A 2,492-nucleotide genomic window follows, 5' to 3' on the forward strand; every position below is an offset into this window, starting at 1 on the left:
CGGCCTGCCCTTCGCCCCGTTCTCGACGGCCCTGCGCGCCCTGCGCCGTGAACTGCCCGCCGAACTGTCCTCGGCCGCCGCCGGCCAGGAGGAGGAACTCGCCCGGCTGCTCCCCGAGTTGGCGGAGACCCCCACCGCACACCGGGCCCGCCGCAGCGACGAGGAGGGCATGGCCCGCCTCTTCGAACTCACCGCGCGCCTCCTGGAGCACGTCGCCGCCGACCGCACGGTCGTCGTCGCCCTGGAGGACCTGCACTGGGCCGACACCTCCACCCGCCACCTCCTCGCCTACCTCTTCCGCACCCTGCGCACCGGCCGCCTCCTCGTCCTCGCCACGTACCGCGCCGACGACATCCACCGCCGCCACCCGCTGCGCCCCCTGCTCGCCGAACTCGACCGGCTCCGCACGGTCCACCGGATCGAACTCGGCCGCTTCAACCGGCAGGAAGTGGGCCGCCAGATCGCCGGCATCCGCGCCGCCGAACCCGACCCCGCCCAGGTCGACGAGATCTTCGAACGCTCCGACGGCAACGCCTTCTTCGTCGAGGAACTCGCCGTCGCCGCCCACGACGGCTGCCGCACCGGCCTCACCGACTCCCTGCGCGACCTGCTCCTCGTCCGCGTCGAGTCACTGCCCGAGAGCGCCCAGCGGGTCGCCCGGATCGTCGCCGAGGGCGGCTCCACCGTCGAGTACCGACTGCTCGCCGCCGTCGCCCGGCTCGCCGAGGACGACCTCATCGAGGCGCTGCGGGCCGCCGTCGGCGCCAACATCCTCCAGGCCGCGCCCGGCGGCGACGGCTACCGCTTCCGGCACTCCCTGGTCCGCGAGGCGGTCGGCGACGACCTGCTGCCCGGCGAGCGCTCCCGCCTCAACCGCCGCTACGCCGAAGCCCTGGAGGCCGACCCGACGCTCGTCCCCGCCGACCAGCGCGTCATGCGGCTGGCGAGCTACTGGTACCACGCCCACGACCCCGCCAAGGCCCTCCCCGCCGTCCTGGACGCCTCCGTCGCGGCCCGTGGCCGGCATGCCCACTCCGAGCAACTGCGGCTCCTGGAGCGGGCGATGGAGCTGTGGGACACCGCGCCCGACGCCGTACGCACCGGGCTGCGGCCCGTCGACTACACCGAGGTGTATCCCCCCTGCGGCTGCGACCCGGAGACCACCCCGCTGCGCTACCTCGACCTGATGGCGGAAGCGGCCGTCGCCGGGCGGCTCTGCGGGGAGCGTGAGCGCGCCCTGAAGATCACCAAGCGGGCGCTGCACCTCCTGGAGGACGAGGGGGACCCGCTGCGGGCCGCCTGGTTCTGGGTGCAGCGCTCCATCCTGATCCGGCACCAGGGCCGCGGCGACGGCTGGGCCGAACTGGCCGCCGCCCAGGAGCTGGTGCGCGGTCTGCCGCCCTCCGAGGTGCACGCGGAGGTACTGGCCAAGGTCGCCGGCTGGTCCATGGTGCACGTTCCGGGACCGGACGCCTACGTGGCGGCCGAGCGCGCGGTCGAGTACGCGCGCATGGTGGGCGCCCGCGAGATCGAGATGGACGCCCGCCTCACCCTGGCCGGCCTCATGGTCGCCTCCGGCGATGTCGAAGCGGGCCTCGCCGAACTGGCCGAGGTGAACGAGCGGACGGTCGCCGAGGGCATCTCCACCGTCGCGGGCCGCAGTTATGTGAACCTTCCGTCCTCCCTCGAAACGGTCGGCCGCTCCCGCGAGGCGGTGCCGATCCTGCAGACGGGGCTCGCCTTCGCCAAGAAGTTCGGCCAGTTCGACAAAGAGGCCTGGATCTGGGGAAACCTCGCCGAATCCCTGTTCACCCTGGGCCGCTGGGACGAGGCCGCCGAGGCCGCGACCAAGGCGGAGCGGGTGGGCCAGAGCGCCAAACCCCGCGGCTTCCACGCCCGCCTCCGCGCTGAACTCGCTCTCGCCCGGGGCGAGGTGGCCGAGGCCGGCCGCCAACTGGCCGCCGCCCGCGAGCACTTCGGCATCCATGACGTCGCACCCCAGCACAACCAGCCCCTGGAGCGGATCAAGATCCAGGTCGCCGCAGCGGAAGGCCGTCTCCTCGACGTCCGTGCCACGCTCGAACAGGTCCTGGACTCCGGCTTCCGGCCCGGCACCCATTTCGAGACCTGGCCGCTGTTGGTGGCCGCCGCCGTCGCCGAGACCCAGGCCATCGGCCTGCCCGTCGCCGACCCCGGCCGCCCCAAGATCCTCGAACGCATCCGGGAGACCGCCAAGCGGGTCGCCACCAACGCGCCCGTCTGGCAGGCCCACGAGCGCTGGCTGCGCGCCGAGCTGCTGCGCGCCGAGGGCCGCTGCACCCCGGACGACTGGTCCGAGGCGGTCGCCGCCTTCGAGCGCCTCGACCGCCCCTACGACCTCGCCCGCGTCCGCCACCGCCTGGCCGAAGCGCTTCTGTCCGACTCCCACGGCGGTGACGACGAGCGCGACCGCGCCACCGAACTGCTCCGGCTGTCCGGTGCCGTCGCCGAGC

1 protein-coding gene is annotated in these 2,492 nt (G+C 74.0%); it reads left to right on the forward strand.

The features are described 5' to 3' along the window. A partial coding sequence (locus R6V09_RS50815; protein WP_317888199.1) for an ATP-binding protein occupies positions 1-2,492 on the forward strand: 2,492 nt, incomplete at both ends.

It is taken from the genome of Streptomyces sp. W16, from assembly GCF_033194735.1.
In the GTDB taxonomy this organism is placed as follows: Bacteria; Actinomycetota; Actinomycetes; order Streptomycetales; family Streptomycetaceae; genus Streptomyces.